General features: G+C 65.0%; 13 protein-coding genes. 11 read left to right on the top strand and 2 right to left on the bottom strand.

All coding sequences use genetic code 11. The annotated features are described in order from the left end of the window. Positions 1-31 precede the first annotated feature (31 nt). Positions 32-805 carry a Crp/Fnr family transcriptional regulator gene (locus AB7Z56_RS30635; RefSeq protein ID WP_063984489.1) on the bottom strand — a complete coding sequence of 258 codons (774 nt, stop codon included), beginning with the start codon at positions 803-805 and terminating at the stop codon, positions 32-34. A 194-nt stretch (positions 806-999) separates the two neighbouring features. After that, positions 1000-1296, bottom strand: coding sequence for a gamma-butyrobetaine hydroxylase-like domain-containing protein (locus tag AB7Z56_RS30630; protein WP_063986540.1), 297 nt, complete (start codon positions 1294-1296; stop codon positions 1000-1002). A 216-nt stretch (positions 1297-1512) separates the two neighbouring features. On the opposite strand from AB7Z56_RS30630, the gene AB7Z56_RS30625 reads away from it, so the two are divergent. The 11 genes from AB7Z56_RS30625 to AB7Z56_RS30575 all read left to right on the top strand — a co-directional run bounded on the left by AB7Z56_RS30625 (position 1513) and on the right by AB7Z56_RS30575 (position 13408). Next, positions 1513-2286: a ferredoxin--NADP reductase gene (locus tag AB7Z56_RS30625; protein ID WP_063984488.1), complete on the top strand. Its 774-nt coding sequence runs from the start codon at positions 1513-1515 to the stop codon at positions 2284-2286. Between the two features lie 104 nt (positions 2287-2390). Further along, entirely contained in the window at positions 2391-4133 is a 1743-nt protein-coding gene (locus AB7Z56_RS30620; RefSeq protein WP_063986539.1) for a fumarate reductase/succinate dehydrogenase flavoprotein subunit, read from the top strand. Between the two features lie 31 nt (positions 4134-4164). Further along, positions 4165-4398, top strand: coding sequence for a 4Fe-4S dicluster domain-containing protein (locus AB7Z56_RS30615; RefSeq protein ID WP_008141081.1), 234 nt, complete (start codon positions 4165-4167; stop codon positions 4396-4398). A gap of 2 nt (positions 4399-4400) precedes the next feature. Continuing rightward, positions 4401-5378, top strand: a complete 978-nt coding sequence (locus AB7Z56_RS30610) for a HEAT repeat domain-containing protein (protein ID WP_063984487.1) — start codon at positions 4401-4403, stop codon at positions 5376-5378. A gap of 132 nt (positions 5379-5510) precedes the next feature. Then, positions 5511-6683: a fumarylacetoacetate hydrolase family protein gene (locus AB7Z56_RS30605; protein ID WP_063986538.1), complete on the top strand. Its 1173-nt coding sequence runs from the start codon at positions 5511-5513 to the stop codon at positions 6681-6683. A 458-nt stretch (positions 6684-7141) separates the two neighbouring features. Beyond that, on the top strand, positions 7142-8107 hold the full coding sequence (gene ytfQ / locus AB7Z56_RS30600) for a galactofuranose ABC transporter, galactofuranose-binding protein YtfQ (protein WP_063984486.1): 966 nt from the start codon (positions 7142-7144) through the stop codon (positions 8105-8107). Between the two features lie 118 nt (positions 8108-8225). Then, a complete protein-coding gene (locus AB7Z56_RS30595) occupies positions 8226-9770 on the top strand; it encodes a sugar ABC transporter ATP-binding protein (RefSeq protein WP_063984485.1) in 1545 nt (514 codons plus the stop codon). Then, on the top strand, positions 9767-10759 hold the full coding sequence (locus AB7Z56_RS30590; RefSeq protein ID WP_063984484.1) for an ABC transporter permease: 993 nt from the start codon (positions 9767-9769) through the stop codon (positions 10757-10759). Before AB7Z56_RS30595 ends, AB7Z56_RS30590 begins: the two co-directional genes overlap by 4 nt. Continuing rightward, positions 10756-11736 carry a galactofuranose ABC transporter, permease protein YjfF gene (gene yjfF, locus AB7Z56_RS30585; protein ID WP_071915510.1) on the top strand — a complete coding sequence of 327 codons (981 nt, stop codon included), beginning with the start codon at positions 10756-10758 and terminating at the stop codon, positions 11734-11736. The genes AB7Z56_RS30590 and yjfF overlap by 4 nt, the downstream gene beginning before the upstream one ends. Then, on the top strand, positions 11733-12485 hold the full coding sequence (locus AB7Z56_RS30580; RefSeq protein WP_028150313.1) for a FadR/GntR family transcriptional regulator: 753 nt from the start codon (positions 11733-11735) through the stop codon (positions 12483-12485). Before yjfF ends, AB7Z56_RS30580 begins: the two co-directional genes overlap by 4 nt. After that, entirely contained in the window at positions 12482-13408 is a 927-nt protein-coding gene (locus AB7Z56_RS30575) for a Gfo/Idh/MocA family protein (RefSeq protein WP_063984482.1), read from the top strand. The genes AB7Z56_RS30580 and AB7Z56_RS30575 overlap by 4 nt, the downstream gene beginning before the upstream one ends. Positions 13409-13410: the final 2 nt, after the last annotated feature.

Below are 13410 nucleotides of genomic sequence, written 5' to 3'. Positions count from 1 at the left end.
CACTATAAAGCCGCTTGCCTGTGCATCGACCCTAGTCGCCGCTCTGGCCGCGCATCTCCTCGAGAGCGTCGGCCCGGCACACCACGATCTGCGAGCGCTTGGTGACGACGATTCCCTTCTCCTGCATCCGTTTCAGGCTGATCGTGACCCATTGCCTGGTAGCACCGACCATGTGGGCGATGTCGGCATGGGTGAAGGCCGCCGCGATCACCCGGCCGTCGGCATCCTCGACGCCGTAGAGCTCGACCAGATGCAGCAGAAGATGCGCGAGGCGCTGGGTGATCGAGCGCGTTCCCAGCATCTGCGCCAGTGCCGAATAGCATTTGCCCTTGAAGGTGAGGCCTTCAATGAGGCCGATGGCGAGGTTCGGGATCTCCACGGCAAGGGACCGCAGCTCCTTTCCGGGCAGGTGCACGACGCTGCAATTGCTGGATGCGACGCCGGACCATTGATGCACGGTGCCCTCGAACACTTCGGGCCCCCCGACGAAATTGCCGACATGCCAATAGGCCAGCGTGATCTCGCGTCCGAGCGGCGAAGTGTAGAACACGCGGATGCGGCCGCTCTCGATCAGCCAGATGCCGTCATGCTTGCCGCCCTGGCTGAACAGCGTCTGGCCGCGGTTGAGCACCTTTCGCCGGCCCTGCTTCAGCACCAGCTCCCGCTCGCGTGGCGTGAGCTTGTCCATCAGCGGTGGCGGTCCGCCGATCCATTGCTGGTTCTCGGTCAGCAGCAGCGAGGAGCCGCCGGCAGGCCGAACCGTTGCGGGAACCGCCCCGCGAACCACATTGGTCGCCTGCAACATAAGCCGCCTCCGGAACGTTCAAATCGTTCTAAAGAGGAGCAATGTCCGTGCCAGCTTTACTCCGCTGTCGTCGCCCGGCTTGACCGGGCGACCCAGTATTCCAGAGGCAGCAATGGGTTACGGATAGGCCGCGGCGTACTGGATTCCCCGCTTTCGCGGGGAATGACAACGGAGCAAGGGGAACGGTCGAGGCCCTACCGCCCCGCCAAGCTCAGCAGATACGGCTTCGGGTAAATCCCCCTGTTATGCCCATCCGAAAACGAGATGTTCAGCCCGTAGCCGAGATCGCCGATCTCGGTGATGGCGATGCCGGCAAAGCGTTCGGGGAAGCGATCGTCGAAGCGGGCGCGAGTGCAGTGAGCGCATTTGCAGGAGAGACGGAGCTGCTCGGCGGTGATTCCGACCACGTCGTCCTGCGTGGTGCGCACGACGAGCGTCGCGAGATCGGCGCTCGCTTCGTAGTCGGCCACCGTCGGTGCCACCAAGGTCATGGTCATGACGAACCTCCAGCTTCTTTCTATGTCGACGCGGGCGAGCGTGAATAGCAACTAATTGCCGGCGCGGATGCGTGGCAGGGGCCGTCGTCTGCCTCCTCTTCAGTCATCACCTGCGAAATGTGAAACTAATCGACCGGGAATTTCACTTCCGAATTGCCGGACTCTGCTCTCTCCGAAACCTTGTGCGCCAACGACGGCTGAGGAGAGAGCATGAGCGCATTTCAGAAGGAAACGGTTTTGTCGGTCCGGCACTGGACCGATAGCCTGTTCAGCTTCACGGCGACGCGCGATCCGGGCTTCCGTTTCCTGAACGGCCAGTTCGCGATGATCGGGCTGGAAGTCGAGGGCAAGCCGTTGATGCGCGCCTACAGCATGGCGAGCGCCAATCACGAGGAGGCGCTCGAATTCTTCTCGATCAAGGTGCAGGACGGTCCGCTGACCTCGCGTCTCCAGAAGATCCGGGAGGGCGACATCATCCTGGTCGGCCGCAAGGCGACGGGCACGCTGATCACCGGCAACCTCATCCCGGGAAAGCGCCTGCTGCTGCTCTCGACCGGCACGGGCCTCGCGCCCTTCGCCAGCCTGATCAAGGACCCCGACGTCTACGAAAATTACGAGACCATCGTGCTCGCCCATGGCTGCCGCCAGGTTTCGGAACTCGCTTATGGCGAGCACCTCGTCAACGGCCTGCGCAATCACGAGTTCTTCGGGCCCCTGATCCGCGACAAGCTCGTCTACTACCCGACCGTGACCCGCGAACCGTTCAAAAACCGCGGCCGCATCACCGACCTGATCGCCTCCAATCAGCTGTTCGACGACATCGGCCAGTCCGGTCTCGATATCGAGACCGACCGCATCATGCTGTGCGGCAGCCCGGCGATGCTCGAGGAACTCCCCGCGATGTTTGCCGCGCGCGGCTTTGTCGAGGGTAACCACAGCCAGCCCGGCCATTTCGTCATCGAAAAGGCTTTTGTCGAGCGCTGAGGCGCAAATCGCGGCCCGGCGACAACTAATTGCTATCGCCGGAACGTCCCCTGAACAAATCTGATGCAAAGGCGCCGGACCTGCCGGCGAACCAGGAGCAAGCGATGGCACTAGATGAGATCGTCGACGGACTTTCGGAGGTTTCCTGCGATGTGCTGGTGATCGGCGGCGGCACGGCCGGCCCGATGGCGGCGCTGAAGGCGAAGCTGAAGAACCCGAAGGCCAATGTCGTCCTGCTCGAAAAGGCCAACGTCAAGCGCTCCGGCGCGATCTCGATGGGCATGGACGGGCTCAACAACGCCGTCATCCCCGGCTACGCGACGCCGGAGCAGTACACCAAGGAAATCACCATCGCCAACGACGGCATCGTCGACCAGAAGGCGGTCTATAAATATGCGCAAAACTGCTACAAGATCATCGAAGAGCTCGACAGTTTCGGCATCCGCTTCCTCAAGAACGAGAACGGCGACTACGCGGTCAAGAAGGTGCACCACATCGGCACCTATGTCCTGCCGATGCCGAACGGCGAGACCGTGAAGAAGGCGCTCTACCGCCAGCTCCGCCGCGCCCGCATCCTGATCTCCAACCGCTACATGGCGACGCGGCTGCTGAAATCCGCCGACGGCCGCATCGCCGGCGCGATAAGCGTCAACACCCGCACCGCCGAAATCCTGGTGATCAAGGCCAAGGCCGTGATCCTCTGTATGGGCGCCGCCGGCCGCCTCGGTCTGCCGACCTCCGGCTACATGTTCGGCACCTACGAGAACGCCGCCAATTCCGGCGACGGCTATGCCATGGCCTATCACGCCGGTGCAGCGCTGGCGAACCTCGAATGTTACCAGATCAATCCGCTGATCAAGGATTATAACGGCCCGGCCTGTGCTTATGTCGCCGGTCCGTTTGGTGCCTTCACCGCCAACAACGAGGGATCGCGCTTCATTGAATGCGACTACTGGTCCGGCCAGATGATGCTGGAGTTCTACAACGAGCTGCTGTCAGGCAAGGGCCCGGTGTTCCTCCAGCTCAAGCATCTCCATCCCGACACCATCTCGGAGATCGAATCCACGCTGCACAAGGTCGAGCGTCCCACGCGCGGCCTGTTCCAGCAGGGGCGCGGGGTCGATTACCGCAGCGAGTCGATCGAGATGCACATCTCCGAGATCGGCTTCTGCTCCGGCCACAGCGCCTCCGGCGTGTTCGTGGACGACAACGCCCGCACGACGGTGCCCGGCCTTTACGCCGCCGGCGACATGGCGAGCGTCCCGCACAATTACATGCTCGGCGCCTTCACCAACGGTTCGGTTGCCGGCATCGATGCCATGGAGTTCGCCGACAACCACGACTTCGCGGAATTCGACGCGGCCGATGTCGCCAGGGAGCGCGACCGCGTGCTGGCGCCAACGAGGCGCGAGGACGGCATTCCGCCGAACCAGGTCGAGTACAAGACCCGCCGCCTCGTCAATGACTATCTCCAGCCGCCGAAGGTCACCTGCAAATACGAGCTCGGCATGCGCCGCCTCGCCGAGACGCGGGAGGACATGCAGGAACGCATGATCGCGCGCAATGCGCACGAGCTGCTTCGTGCGCTCGAAGTGCAGTCGATCATGGACTGCGCCGACATGGCGGTGCATGCCTCGCTCTACCGCGAGGAAAGCCGCTGGGGCCTCTATCACTGGCGCACGGATTTCCCGGAGAAGGACAACGAGAACTGGTTCTGCCACACGCTGCTCTCGAAGCAAAACGGCAAGATGACCAGCGAGAAGCGCGCCGTGGAGCCCTATGTCGTCCCGATCGCCGACGACGAGAAGGACCTCTACGACAAGCAGCGCATCCGCGCCTCCGCCTGATCCACCGCAACATCGCAACAGGAGACATAAAATGCCTCTCGCGTCCTATCAGACATCGGTTCCGGTGGTCGTCGACGACGCCAAATGCATCGCCGACAAGGGCTGCACCGTCTGCGTCGACGTCTGTCCGCTCGACGTGCTTCGCATCAGCGACATGACCGGCAAGGCCTACATGGCCTACGACGAGTGCTGGTACTGCATGCCCTGCGAGGCCGACTGCCCGACCGGCGCCGTCACCGTCAATATTCCCTATCTGTTGAGGTGATCATGTCGAGCCCGTTCGAATCCTACGACGATCTCGAAGACGCCGACGAGCGGCTTCAGGCCGCCGATCCGGCCGAACGCCGCGTCGCCATCATCGCGCTCGGCCATTCCGGCGATCCCGCCGCCGTCGCGCTTCTCGCCAACATGGTCGCCGATCCCGATGCCGGCGTGCGCCAGCAGGTGGCGATGGCGCTTGGCGAGTTCGACGGGCCGGAGGCTGCGAATGGGCTGGTCAAGCTGCTGGTCGATCCCGAAAGAATCGTGGCGGCTGCCGCGGCCGACAGCATGGCCGAATTCAAGGATCCCGCCTGCGCTGAAGTCATTCTTCCGCTGGTCAAGCACGCCCACGCCTTCGTCCGCATGGGCGCGCTGCGCGCGCTGAAGGAGCTGCGCTGCAAGGACACGCTGAAGCCGGCGCTGGAAGCGCTCCTGGATCAAGATGCGGCCGTTCGCGTGCAGGCGATCGGCGTGATCGGCTTCCTCAAGCTGGAGGAATCCATCCCCGCGCTGACCGCGCTGATCAACGATCCTGACGCCCATGTCCGCCGCGCCGCAGTGAGCGCGCTGGCCTTCTCGCAGCTGAAGCCCGCGGCCGAGACGATCACACGCGGGCTGAAGGATTCGGACTGGATGGTGCGCGAGATGGCCGCGGAAACGCTGGGCCTCAACGTCAACGGTTCGCTCGCGGCCGATCAGCTTGTCGGCGCGCTCGCCGACGAGTTCTGGCAGGTGCGGCTGAAGGCGATCCGCAGCCTCGGCAAGATGAAGATCGAGCGCGCGGTACGCCCGATCGGCAATTGCATCAAACACGACCAGGCCAATTTGCGGAAGGAGGCGGCCGCCGCGCTCGGCGAGATCGCCCATCCCGACGGCGAGGCGTTTCTGGCCGTCATCGCCGACGATGCCGACCCTGACGTCCGCAAGAACGCGCGCTGGGCGCTCCAGCAGATCGCGGCGCGCAAAGCGCGAGCAGGCGCATAAAGGCCCGGGCAGGGGCATAGCGGCTCTTCGCTGCCGGTCTGGACTTCCCCTGCCAGACGTTTATTGGTCTTCGCCAATGGGATCGGCTGCTATTTCAGCGTGGCCGATCCGAGAAAGAGCGAGGACGCGGCCATGACGACACTGTCTGTAAAAGATCTTCTCCCCGAGGATGGAACGAAGGGGACGCTGGTCGGCCGCGTCTGGCTGCCGCAGGCGAACGGCCCGGCCGTTGTCGCCGTCCGTGGAGACGGCGTCTTCGACGTCACCGCCAAGTTTCCGACCGTCAGCGCGCTCTGCGAGGAAGACAATCCGGCCAAGGCGCTCGCCGCGGTCAAGGGCGAGCGCATCGGCGATCTCGAAGCGATCGTGGCCAACACGGCGCCAGATGGGCGCGATTCGAAAAAGCCGTGGCTGCTTGCGCCCCTCGATCTCCAGACCCTGAAGGCCGCCGGCGTCACCTTCGCCATCTCGATGCTGGAGCGCGTCATCGAAGAGCGCGCCAAGGGCAATCCGGCCTCGGCCGAAGCGATCCGGAAAGAAGTGACGCGGCTGATCGGCGACGATTTGTCGAAGCTCAAGCCGGGCTCCGACCAGGCGATGCATTTGAAGCAGGTGCTGATCGATCAGAACGCCTGGAGCCAATATCTCGAAGTCGGTATCGGTCCGGATGCCGAGGTCTTCACCAAGGCGCCGACGCTGTCGTCAGTCGGCACCGGCATGGATGCCGGCCTGCATCCGAAGTCGACCTGGAACAATCCTGAGCCCGAGCTCGTGCTGTTCGTCTCGAGCCGCGGCAAGATCGTCGGCGGCGCGCTCGGCAACGACGTCAATCTGCGCGACTTCGAGGGGCGTTCAGCGCTGCTGTTGTCGAAGGCCAAGGACAACAACGCCTCCTGCGCGATCGGGCCGCTGCTGCGCCTGTTCGACGACACCTTCACACTCGACGACGCCCGCAAGCTCGACATCAGCCTGAACGTGAAGGGCGCGGACGGTTTCGTTCTCGACGGCCATTCCTCGATCAGCATGATCAGTCGCGATCCCACGGACCTCGTCGAGCAGACGATCGGCAAGGTGCATCAATATCCCGATGGCTTCGTGCTGTTCCTCGGCACGATGTTCGCACCCGTCAAGGATCGCGATGCGCCGGGGCAGGGGTTCACCCACAAGCGCGACGACATCGTCACGATCGCAGCACCCCAGCTCGGCAAGCTCATCAACCGCATGCGCACCAGCGACGAGTGCGAGCCCTGGACGTTTGGAATCGGCGCGCTGATGAAGAACCTCGCGCAACGGAAGCTGATTTAGCTCCGCTACCCTTCGCCTCTCCCCGCACCCGGGGAGAGCCGGATTGCATCGAAGATGCAATCCGGGTGACGCGGACTCTCCGCGAGTCGATTTGGTCGACCTACGCCGAACTCTATCCACACCGTCATTGCGAGCGCAGCGAAGCAATCCAGAGTCCCTGCGTGGACAGTTTCTGGATTGCTTCGCTGCGCTCGCAATGACGCGGAGGAGAGATCGCGGGCCGCACATATTCCTTCATCTCCCCGTTGCATCCACGGAACAAAATCGCGCTGGGCGTGTCATTGAACCGTCCATCCCGCCAAATCGAAGTTTCGCGCGAATAGTCAAATAATATGACTAGTCGGAACTCATCTTCCGTGAAATAGTCCCTCCCGCCGCCTCAAAGGCCGGCCTGCGGGTGCCATGCTACCGATCGGCGCTCGAGATAACACAAGATGACTTCTTGGGAGATACGCCTGATGACCCTCAAAGCCCTCTTTGCGGCCAGCGCCACGGCCGCGTTGCTGCTCGCGCTGCCGGCCAGCGCCGCCGAGCTCACCATCGGCTTCTCGCAGATCGGATCGGAATCCGGCTGGCGCGCGGCCGAGACGTCGGTCTCCAAGCAGGAGGCTGCCAAGCGAAAGGTCAATCTCAAGATCGCCGACGCGCAGCAGAAGCAGGAGAACCAGATCAAGGCGATCCGCTCCTTCATCGCGCAGAATGTCGATGCGATCTTCCTTGCACCTGTGGTCTCGACCGGTTGGGACTCGGTGCTGAAGGAAGCCAAGGAGGCCAAGATCCCGGTCGTGCTGCTCGACCGCGACATCGATCCCTCCGGCAAGGAGCTCTATCTCACCGCCGTGACCTCGGACAGCGTGCATGAAGGCGAGGTTGCCGGCGACTGGCTGGCCAAGACCGTTGGCGGCAAGGCCTGCAACGTCGTCGAATTGCAGGGCACGGTCGGCGCCAGCGTCGCCGCCAACCGCAAGAAGGGCTTTGACACCGCCATCGCCAAGCATGCGAACCTCAAGGTGGTGCGCAGCCAGACCGGCGACTTCACCCGCGCCAAGGGCAAGGAGGTGATGGAGAGCTTCATCAAGGCCGAAGGCGGCGGCAAGTCGATCTGCGCCGTCTATGCGCACAATGACGACATGATGGTCGGCGCGATCCAGGCGATGAAGGAAGCCGGCCTCAAGCCGGGCAAGGAGATCCTCACCGTCTCGATCGATGCGGTCCCCGACATCTTCAAGGCTATGGCCGCCGGCGAAGCCAACGCCACCGTCGAGCTGACGCCGAACATGGCCGGCCCCGCGCTCGATGCCGTCGCGGCCTTCAAGGACAAGGGCACGGTGCCGCCCAAGTGGATCCAGACCGACTCCAAGCTCTATACAGCGGCCGACGATCCGCAGAAGATCTACGACAGCAAGAAGGGCCTCGGTTACTGAGGCGGCGCCGCGCTGGACCGCTCCCCCGTGGTCCGGCGCTCCCCCTTCGAAACCGCTGCGCGAACGAATAGGCTGGGTGTCCGCGGCATAAGCGGACGCCGGTGGGAGTGACGTCGTTATGGAGAACAGCCCCGATCCTGCTCCTTCCCTGCTGGAGGTGCGTGGGATCAGCAAAAGCTTCGGTGCTGTGCGTGCGTTGCAGGAGGTCGACTTCACGCTTCGTGCCGGCGAGATTCATGCGTTGCTCGGTGAGAACGGCGCCGGAAAATCCACGATGATCAAGGTGATCACCGGCGTATTCCCTCGCGATGCCGGCATTGTCCGGCTCGGCGGCGAGGAGGTCGCGCCGCGCTCGGCCAAGGCCGCGCTCCAGGCCGGTATCGCCACCGTCTACCAAGAGGTCAATCTGCTGCCGAATCTCTCGGTCGCGCAGAACCTGTTCCTCGACCGACAGCCGATGCGCTTCGGCATCGTACGTGAAGGCGAGATGCGGCGTCGCGCCAAGGCGCTTCTCACGGACTTCGGCCTCGATATCGACGTCGCCGCGCCGCTCGGCAGCTATTCCGTCGCCATCCAGCACGTCACCGCGATTGCGCGGGCCGTCGATCTCTCCGCGCGCGTGCTGATCCTGGACGAGCCGACCGCGAGCCTCGACCGTCACGAGGTCGAGATTCTCTTCGGCATCATGCGCCAGCTCGCCAAGCGCGGCATCGGCATCGTGTTCGTCAGCCACTTCCTCGATCAGGTCTACGAGATCTCCGACCGCATCACGGTGTTGCGCAACGGCCGCCTGGTCGGTGAGCGCGAGACCGCCTCGCTGCCGCGGCTCGAGCTGATCCGGATGATGCTCGGCCGCGAGCTGGCCGAGACCACCAGCGCCCGCGCGTCGGCGGGAGAGCATCAGGCGCGCGAGGTCTGCGCGAGTTTCGAGAACTACGGCAAGGCCGGCTATGTCGCGCCGTTCAATCTCGAGCTGCGCCATGGCGAGGTCGTGGGTCTCGCCGGCCTGCTCGGCTCGGGCCGGACCGAGACGGCGCGGCTGGTGTTCGGCGCCGAGCGCGCCGATGGCGGGCAGGCGAGGGTGGAGGGGGCGCCCGTGCGGCTGCAGTCGCCGCGCGACGGCGTGCGCCACGGCTTTGGCTATTGCCCGGAGGAACGCAAGACCGACGGCATCGTCGCCGAGCTCACCGTGCGCGAGAACATCGTGCTCGCGCTCCAGGCCAAGCGCGGCCTGCACCGGCCGCTGTCGCGCCGCGAGCAGGACGAGATCGCAAGCCGCTACGTCAAGATGCTCGACATCCGCCCGCCCGATCCGGAGCGCGCCGTGGGGCTGCTGTCCGGCGGCAATCAGCAGAAGGTGCTGCTGGCGCGCTGGCTCGCGACCTCGCCGCGCCTCCTGGTGCTGGACGAGCCGACCCGCGGCATAGACGTCGGCGCGCATGCCGAGATCATCCGCCTGATCCGCGAGCTCTGCGACGACGGGCTGGCGCTGCTCGTGATCTCCTCCGAGCTGGATGAGATCGTGACCTATTCCGACCGCGTCGTCGTGCTGCGCGACCGCGCCCATGTCGAGGACCTCGCGGGCGAGGCGATCGACGTCGGCAACATTCTCGCGGCCATTGCCGCCGATGGAGCCGCTGTCGCGCATGAGGGCCGGGCATGACAGCGCTGTTGCCGCGCCGCGGCCTTGCCCAGATCCTCGCGTTGATCGTCATCCTGGCGGTTGATCGCATCGTGTCGCCGCAATTCTTCGATCTGCGCCTTCAGGACGGCCGGCTGTTCGGCAGCCTGATCGACGTGCTCAACCGCGGCACGCCGGTGGCGCTGCTTTCGCTCGGCATGGTGCTGGTGATCGCGACGCGCGGCATCGATCTGTCGGTCGGTGCGATCATGGCCATCTCCGGCGCGATCGCGGCGAGCCTTGCCGACACTCACAGTCTGGCCGTGGTCCTCGCGGCCGCGCTCGGCGCTGGCCTGATCTGCGGGTTGTGGAACGGATTTCTCGTCGCGGTGCTCGGCATGCAGCCGATCGTGGCGACGCTGATCCTGATGGTGGCAGGACGCGGCATCGCGCAGCTCATTACCGAGGGGCGTATCGTGACCTTCTCCTCGCCGGATCTGGTCTGGCTTGGCAATGGCGCGGTGCTCGGCGTGCCGATGCCGGTCGTGATCGCCTTGGGCATGCTGATTCTCACTGGCGCGGTGGTACGCGGCTCGGCGCTCGGATTGCTGATCGAGGCAACCGGCGGCAACGCGCGGGCGAGCGAGCTTGCTGGCGTCGGCACGCGTGCGATGATCCTGGCTGTCTACGTCTGGTGCGGCATCTGCGCCGCGCTCGCCGGCGTGATCGCGGCGGCCGACATCATGGGCGCCGATGCCAACAATGCCGGCCTCTGGCTCGAGCTCGACGCCATCCTCGCGGTGGTGATCGGCGGCACCTCCCTGTTCGGCGGCCGTTTCAGCCTCGTGCTGGCCGTGCTCGGTGCGTTGATCATCCAGACCATGAACACCGGCATTCTGCTGTCCGGCTACCCGCCCGAATTCAATCTGCTGGTCAAAGCGGTGGTGGTGATGACGGTGCTGCTGCTGCAATCGCCGAAATTTTCAGGGGTTGCCGGCATCGCCGCGCGGCTGCGGAGGTCCAAAGCATGAAAGGCCTGCCGCCCGTCCTCATCACCGCCATCGTGCTCGTTGCCGGCTTTGCGCTCTGCGCCGTGCAATTCCCCAACATCGCCTCGACCCGCGTGGTCGGCAATCTCCTCACCGACAACGCCTTTCTCGGCATCGTCGCGACCGGCATGACCTTCGTCATCATCTCCGGCGGCATCGACCTCTCGGTCGGCTCGGTGATCGGTTTCACCACGGTGTTCGTCGCGCTTGCGATCGAGCGCTGGGGCGTGCCGCCGCTGCTTGCCTTCGTCGCGATCCTCGCGCTCTCGGCGGCCTTCGGAGCGGCGATGGGCGCGGTGATCCATGTCTTCGACCTGCCGCCGTTCATCGTGACGCTGGCGGGGATGTTCCTGGCCCGCGGCGCGAGCTTCCTGCTCTCGACGGAATCGGTGCCGATCACCGCGCCGGTCTATTCCACCGTGTCGGATTTCGCGCTGCGGATGCCCGGCGGAGGGCGATTGACGGCGATTGCCATCATCATGCTCGTGATCGTGATCGGCGGCGCCTTGCTGCTGCATCTCACCCGGTTCGGCGCCAATGTCTATGCGCTCGGCGGCAGCCGGGCGACCGCGAGCCTGATGGGCGTTGCCGTCGGCAAGATGACGGTGAGGATCTACATGCTGTCGAGCCTGCTCGCGGGCATCGCCGGCATCGTGTTCTCCTTCTACACTAGCGCCGGCTATTCGCTCTCCGCCGTCGGCGTCGAACTCGACACCATCGCGGCCGTCGTGATCGGCGGCACGCTGCTCACGGGCGGGCAGGGCTCGGTGATCGGCACCTTCCTCGGCGTGCTGATCCAGGGCCTGATCCAGACCTACATCAATTTCGACGGAACGCTGTCGAGCTGGTGGACCAAGATCGCAACCGGCGTGCTACTGTTCGCCTTCATCGCCTTGCAGCAGGGGCTGGTCGCGCTCGCGCGGCGGCCGGCGGCGAAGCGCGCAGGAGCAGCCACATGACGTCGCGCATCGTCGTCATCCCGACGCGCCGGGCTCACTCCAACCATGCGGAAGTGGCCCGCTCGATCGGCGTCGACATCATCGCCGGCCGCTACGCCGAGGGAACGCGCCTGCCTGGTGATGCCGAGATGATTGCGATGTTCGGCGTGTCGCGGCCGGTGCTGCGCGAGAGCGTGAAGACTCTGGTCGCCAAGGGGCTGCTCACCACCAAGGCCCGCGTCGGCACAGTCGTACGCGAGCGCGCCGCCTGGAACATGTTCGACGCCGACGTGCTGGCCTGGCATCTGGATGCCGGCATCGACAAGCGTTTCCTCAACGACCTCGCCGAGATTCGCCTCGCGGTCGAGCCGCGTGCGGCCATGCTGGCGGCGGCGCAGCGGTCCGAGGACGACCTCGCCGAGCTCCGTCGTTGCATGGACCGCATGCGGTTTGAGGCTTCCGATTCCGTCGGCTTTGCCGACGCCGACCTCGCGCTCCATGTTGCGGTGGCGCGTGCTTCGGGCAATCTGTTCATGCGTTCGATCGGCCACGTCATCGAGGCCGCCCTGCGCGCCTCCTTCCTGCTCAGCGCACCGGTCGAGCCGGAGGACCGCGACACCGTGCTGCTCTGGCACCAGAAGATCGTCGATGGCATCGCCGCCGGCGACGCCCAGACCGCCTCGGAAGCGATGGTTTATGTCATTCACAACGGTATGCGCCGCCACGAGGCCGAGGCGCTGCCGTCCGCGGATATTGGAGAAAAAGCGTGACCGAACTTCGCATTGCCATCGTCGGCTTCGGCAAGATCGCGCGCGACCAGCATGTCGGTGCGATTGCTGCGACGGCGGGCGCGACGCTCGCGGCCGTCGCGAGCCGCAACGCATCGCTGCCGGGCGTGCCGCATTTTGCGACCATCGAGGAACTGCTGGAAAAGGGACCGCCGATCGATGCCGTCTCGCTCTGCACGCCGCCGCAGGTACGGCGCGCCCAGGCCGCCGCGGCGCTCGCTGCCGGCAAGCACGTGATGCTGGAGAAGCCGCCCGGCACCGGCGTCGCCGAGCTCGACCCGCTGATCGCGATGGCGGAGGAAGCCAAGCGAACGCTGTTTGCGACCTGGCATTCGCGCTATGCTCCCGCGGTCGAGCCGGCGCGCGAGTGGCTTCTCACGCGGCAGATCAAGTCTGTGCACATCAACTGGAAGGAAGACGTTCGCGTCTGGCATCCCGGGCAGGGCTGGATCTGGGAGCCGGGCGGGCTCGGCGTGTTCGATCCTGGCATCAACGCGCTCTCGATCCTGACCCGTATTCTGCCCCGGCCGGTGTTCGTCACCGCGGCCGAGCTGGCCTTTCCAGCCAATTGCCAGGCCCCGATCGCCGCGAACCTGACGCTGACCGACATTGGCGGCCTGCCTGTGACCGCCGAGTTCGATTTCCGCCAGACCGGACCGCAGAGTTGGGATATCCTCGTCGAAACGGACCAGGGCCAAATGACGTTGTCCGGCGGCGGCCGGCGCATGGCGATCGACGGCAAGACCGTTGCCGAGGCGCCGGACCAGGAATATCGCGAGCTGTACGGGCGCTTCGTCAAGCTCACCGCGACCGGCGCGCGCGACGTCGACCTGGCGCCGCTGCGTCTCGTTGCCGATGCCTTCCTGCTCGGCAAGCGTAACATCGTCGAACCGTTTGTGGACTGAAC

It is taken from the genome of Bradyrhizobium sp. 482_C4_N1_8 (genome assembly GCF_052075965.1).
Classification (GTDB): domain Bacteria; phylum Pseudomonadota; class Alphaproteobacteria; order Rhizobiales; family Xanthobacteraceae; genus Bradyrhizobium; species Bradyrhizobium barranii.
The sequence above is the reverse complement of the archived record's forward strand: the minus strand, read 5'-3'. Positions and strand labels throughout refer to the sequence as shown.

What these genes read in the sequence shown, in the direction of transcription:
- AB7Z56_RS30635 (WP_063984489.1), bottom strand. Translation starts at nt 805, where the DNA reads ATGTTGCAGGCGACCAATGTGGTTCGCGGGGCGGTTCCCGCAACGGTT.
- AB7Z56_RS30630 (WP_063986540.1), bottom strand. Translation starts at nt 1,296, where the DNA reads ATGACCTTGGTGGCACCGACGGTGGCCGACTACGAAGCGAGCGCCGAT.
- AB7Z56_RS30625 (WP_063984488.1), top strand. Translation starts at nt 1,513, where the DNA reads ATGAGCGCATTTCAGAAGGAAACGGTTTTGTCGGTCCGGCACTGGACC.
- AB7Z56_RS30620 (WP_063986539.1), top strand. Translation starts at nt 2,391, where the DNA reads ATGGCACTAGATGAGATCGTCGACGGACTTTCGGAGGTTTCCTGCGAT.
- AB7Z56_RS30615 (WP_008141081.1), top strand. Translation starts at nt 4,165, where the DNA reads ATGCCTCTCGCGTCCTATCAGACATCGGTTCCGGTGGTCGTCGACGAC.
- AB7Z56_RS30610 (WP_063984487.1), top strand. Translation starts at nt 4,401, where the DNA reads ATGTCGAGCCCGTTCGAATCCTACGACGATCTCGAAGACGCCGACGAG.
- AB7Z56_RS30605 (WP_063986538.1), top strand. Translation starts at nt 5,511, where the DNA reads ATGACGACACTGTCTGTAAAAGATCTTCTCCCCGAGGATGGAACGAAG.
- ytfQ (WP_063984486.1), top strand. Translation starts at nt 7,142, where the DNA reads ATGACCCTCAAAGCCCTCTTTGCGGCCAGCGCCACGGCCGCGTTGCTG.
- AB7Z56_RS30595 (WP_063984485.1), top strand. Translation starts at nt 8,226, where the DNA reads ATGGAGAACAGCCCCGATCCTGCTCCTTCCCTGCTGGAGGTGCGTGGG.
- AB7Z56_RS30590 (WP_063984484.1), top strand. Translation starts at nt 9,767, where the DNA reads ATGACAGCGCTGTTGCCGCGCCGCGGCCTTGCCCAGATCCTCGCGTTG.
- yjfF (WP_071915510.1), top strand. Translation starts at nt 10,756, where the DNA reads ATGAAAGGCCTGCCGCCCGTCCTCATCACCGCCATCGTGCTCGTTGCC.
- AB7Z56_RS30580 (WP_028150313.1), top strand. Translation starts at nt 11,733, where the DNA reads ATGACGTCGCGCATCGTCGTCATCCCGACGCGCCGGGCTCACTCCAAC.